We start from the raw sequence: 3417 nt of genomic DNA, 5'->3' as shown, positions 1-3417 counted from the left end.
GTCGTCCGCTCGCATCTTGAGATCGGTCACGAAGTGGAGGTTCCAGGCGGCGGTTCGAGGCACCCGGCCAGCCTCACTGCGATGACAGAATCCGACCCACGCAACACGCCGGAACGGGGGTCAGAATTTACTCGATCGATGAGGCGTTCTTCGAGGTGAGTCCACGGATCGCGAAAGACCCCGAGGCGATGGCCACCCTCGGCCGAGACATCAAGGACACCCTCCGCCGGCTCATCGGCGTCCCGGTCTGCGTCGGCATCGCACCGACACGCACATTAGCGAAGCTGAGCAACAGAATCTCGAAGCGCCTCGAGGTGTTCGGCGGGGTGTGCGTGTGGACGGCGACCAGGCCCGAGTGGCGCCACGCCCTCATGTCCCGGCTGCCGGTCTCCGAGGTGTGGGGGATTGCGTCTCGCCTCGAGCGCCGTCTGGCCGGCATCGGCATCACGACGATCGCGGATCTCGCGGCCGCGGATCCCGTCCTCATTCGGAAGGCGTTCAACGTCGTCGTGATGCGCACGGCGCTCGAGCTGCGCGGGGTGCCGGCGATCGCCGCCGAGGAGGATCGCACCGGCAAAAAGGATCAGCTGATCGTGTCCCGCAGCTTCTCCGAGAAGGTCACCACCCGAGATGGGATGCGCCAGGCGTTGTCGATCTACGCTCAGCAGGCGTCGACCCGGCTCATGAAGCACCAGCAGGTGGCGAAGATCCTCACCGCCTTCGCGGGCACCAGCCACTACACGGAGCAGATCCGTTACCCGTCACAGATGGTGCGACTGCCGTTCCCCACCGCCGACCCGGTGGAGCTCACCCGCGCCGCGCACCGGCTCCTCCCGCAGATCGAGGAAGGGGTGAAGTGGGCGCGAGCGGGAGTCATGCTCACCGACCTGAAACCGGCAGCAGTCATCCAACCGCTCGAGCTGTTCCGTCATGCTCACGAAGACGCCGGGATCGCCACCATCATCGACCAGGTGCAGAAGAAGGCCGGGCGTGAGGTCCTCGGGCTCGGGTGGGGAGGGATGCGCCCCGGCCCGTCCTGGCAGATGCACCGCGGCATGCTCTCCAAACGCGCCACGACGCACTGGGATGAGCTGATCGTCGCCCGAGCCTGAGCGGTGTCGGACCCCCTCTCTAAGATGAAGGTAGAGGGGGACACAAAATGACAGATCAGATCAGCACACGAGCTGAGGCGATCGCCCGCGCCGCGCACGCCGGCCAGGTCGACAAGAGCGGTCAGCCCTACATCGATCACCCCGCGCGGGTCGTCGCTCGCGTGCAGGGGGATGAGCTGCTGGAGGCGATCGCCTGGCTCCACGACGTCGTGGAAGACACCGACGTGCAGCTGGTCGACCTGCAGGCGGAGTTCCCTCTCGAAGTGGTCGATGCCGTCGATGCAATCACCCACCGGCCCGGCGAACCGCGCGCCGACTACTACGCCCGTGTCAGTCGGAACCCCCTCGCGCGACAGGTGAAAGACGCCGACATCGACGACAACACCGATCCGGCCCGCACTGCCCTGCTCGACGACGTCACCCGCTCCCGACTGGCCGCGAAGTACGCCGCGGCACGAGAGGCCCTCTCCCGTGTGTAGATCATCTGAGGACGGCGGCCGCCGCTGCCTCGACCACCGCCACCTCCGCGACGTCGACGTCGACGACCTTCGCCCCGCGGCCACCGACGACGCACCCGACGTCGACTGGGGAGAGCACCCGCCGTCGACTGCAGAGCTCTACGACACCTACGGCTCCACCGTCGCCGGCGCCGCGATCCACAAGCTCGAAGAGATCGCCGCCATCGAACCGGAGATCACCGTGGCGATCATCGACGCAGCCCCGTCAGATTGCCGGATGCACAACCTCGAGTATCGGATGAAGTCGCCGGCATCCCTCGCGGGCAAGATTGAGAGCCGGATCCTGGTTGATCCCACAGCGACGCCGGTGGAGATCACGGGGCGCCTCACCGACTTCGTTCGCTACACCGTGGTCGCACCGACTCCCGATCGAGTCGTACCTGCTGCACAGGAGACGCTGGAAGGTCTCGTCGCCAAGGGGTGGGAAGTGAAGGAGATCGAGCATTCCTTCGTCGACGGCAACCCGTACAAGGGCCTGCACTCGATCGTCGTGCACCACAGTGAGACCGACCAGGACGTCGAGATCCAGTTCCACTCCGAAGCCGGCGCCGCGATCAAAGACCGCTACCACCACGACTACGAAACGCTGCGCGATCAGACGCAGCCCTACCCGACACGCGCCGCGGCCCACGCGACCATGGTCGACGCCTGGAACATCGTCCCGACCCCGCCGGGCCTGGTCGACCTCCACATCGGCAGCGTCGTCGCCGTCGAGAAGGCCTATGGGCCACCAACACCTCCCACCCCGCCCCCTACCAAGACGGACTAAGATAAACTAAGATGTAGGCAATTGAGAATGGAGCGAGGAACATCATGAACCTCTATCTGGTCCGAAACACCGCCGGCACCCCGGTCTGGATCGCGCACGAAGACAACGAGCAGCGCATCTGGACCTACGTGCAGAACACGGGCAAGTTCCACCTCAACCAGGGCCTCTACCGCGACTTCTACTTCGAGCACGCCAACACGTACGCGCCCATCAGCGCCGACGATGCGCTGCAGCAGATCCGCAGCGGCATCGGCAAGCTCGATGAGCAGACCGTCGGCCACCTCGTCACACGGTTCAAGCAGGATCCCGCCGCACGAACCGTCGAGGAGATCCTCGGCTCCTCACCAGTCCCCACGGCGCGCCAGCAGGCCGAGGCTCGCGTCAACGCGCTCGTGCAGGCTCCCCGGGGGAAGTGGATGACCTGGAAGTCCTACCGGCTGACGGACAAGCAGCTCGCTCACGTCTCAGCAAGAGATCTCCGCCTGGGCAGGATCAAGATCGTCAACACCAAGGTCGGCGCTGTCGATTCGCGCCTCGAGGAAGACGACGAGAACGTCAAAGTCATGGTCGCGCGATCCCTCAACGGATAGTTCGACCGCACGACACAGCCACAACCAGTAGCGGCCGCCCCTCGATTCAGGGAGCGGCCGCTACTGGTTGTGCTGGACGAATCCGAGTCACTCCACCTCGGGAGCGATCGCGCCGCGGTAGACCAGCAGCTGGTGCAACACGGGATGAGGGTTCGTCTCCTGCAGCTTCACCAGCGCCGCGGTCGCAACCGAGGGGCCACGCGACGTCGACGACGTCGACGGAAGGCCGAGATCTCCGAAGAGCACCTCCTGCAGCTGCCCGCGATCCTCGAGGTTCACCTCACGGCCGAGCAGCCGATAGATCTCCTGCGCTGCGGCGAGCGCGGTGGTTCCGATTGCTGCGGCGCGGACGCGGCCTTTCTGGTTCTCTGCAGCTGCGCGTCGGCCGGCGATGAAGACGTCGGCTTCGATCTTGTTGAAGAGGGGGG

Annotated in this window: 5 protein-coding genes; 4 read left to right on the top strand and 1 reads right to left on the bottom strand. The window is 65.7% G+C overall.

Annotated elements, in window-relative coordinates:
• Positions 1-89 precede the first annotated feature (89 nt).
• Genes E0W80_RS19025 through E0W80_RS19010 form a run of 4 tightly spaced genes read left to right on the top strand, consistent with a single transcriptional unit; the run spans position 90 to position 2989 of the window.
• The gene (locus tag E0W80_RS19025; RefSeq protein WP_131494549.1) at positions 90-1112 is read left to right on the top strand and encodes a DUF4113 domain-containing protein; all 1023 of its coding nucleotides are present in this window, start codon (positions 90-92) and stop codon (positions 1110-1112) included.
• 47 nt (positions 1113-1159) lie between these two features.
• Entirely contained in the window at positions 1160-1591 is a 432-nt protein-coding gene (locus E0W80_RS19020; protein WP_131494548.1) for an HD domain-containing protein, read from the top strand.
• The gene (locus E0W80_RS19015; RefSeq protein ID WP_131494547.1) at positions 1584-2399 is read left to right on the top strand and encodes a hypothetical protein; all 816 of its coding nucleotides are present in this window, start codon (positions 1584-1586) and stop codon (positions 2397-2399) included. The genes E0W80_RS19020 and E0W80_RS19015 overlap by 8 nt, the downstream gene beginning before the upstream one ends.
• Positions 2400-2443: 44 nt before the next feature.
• Complete coding sequence (locus tag E0W80_RS19010) at positions 2444-2989, top strand: hypothetical protein (protein ID WP_131494546.1); 546 nt, start codon at positions 2444-2446, stop codon at positions 2987-2989.
• A gap of 87 nt (positions 2990-3076) precedes the next feature.
• On the opposite strand, the gene E0W80_RS19005 is transcribed toward E0W80_RS19010, so the two are convergent.
• The coding region (locus tag E0W80_RS19005) for a DNA polymerase (protein ID WP_240740592.1) at positions 3077-3417 on the bottom strand (341 nt) is incomplete at its 5' end.

This window comes from Microbacterium sp. PI-1 (assembly GCF_004337555.1).
Taxonomy (GTDB): Bacteria; Actinomycetota; Actinomycetes; order Actinomycetales; family Microbacteriaceae; genus Microbacterium; species Microbacterium aurugineum.
Note: the sequence above shows the minus strand (reverse complement) of the source record. Positions and strands in the feature narration are given on the sequence as shown.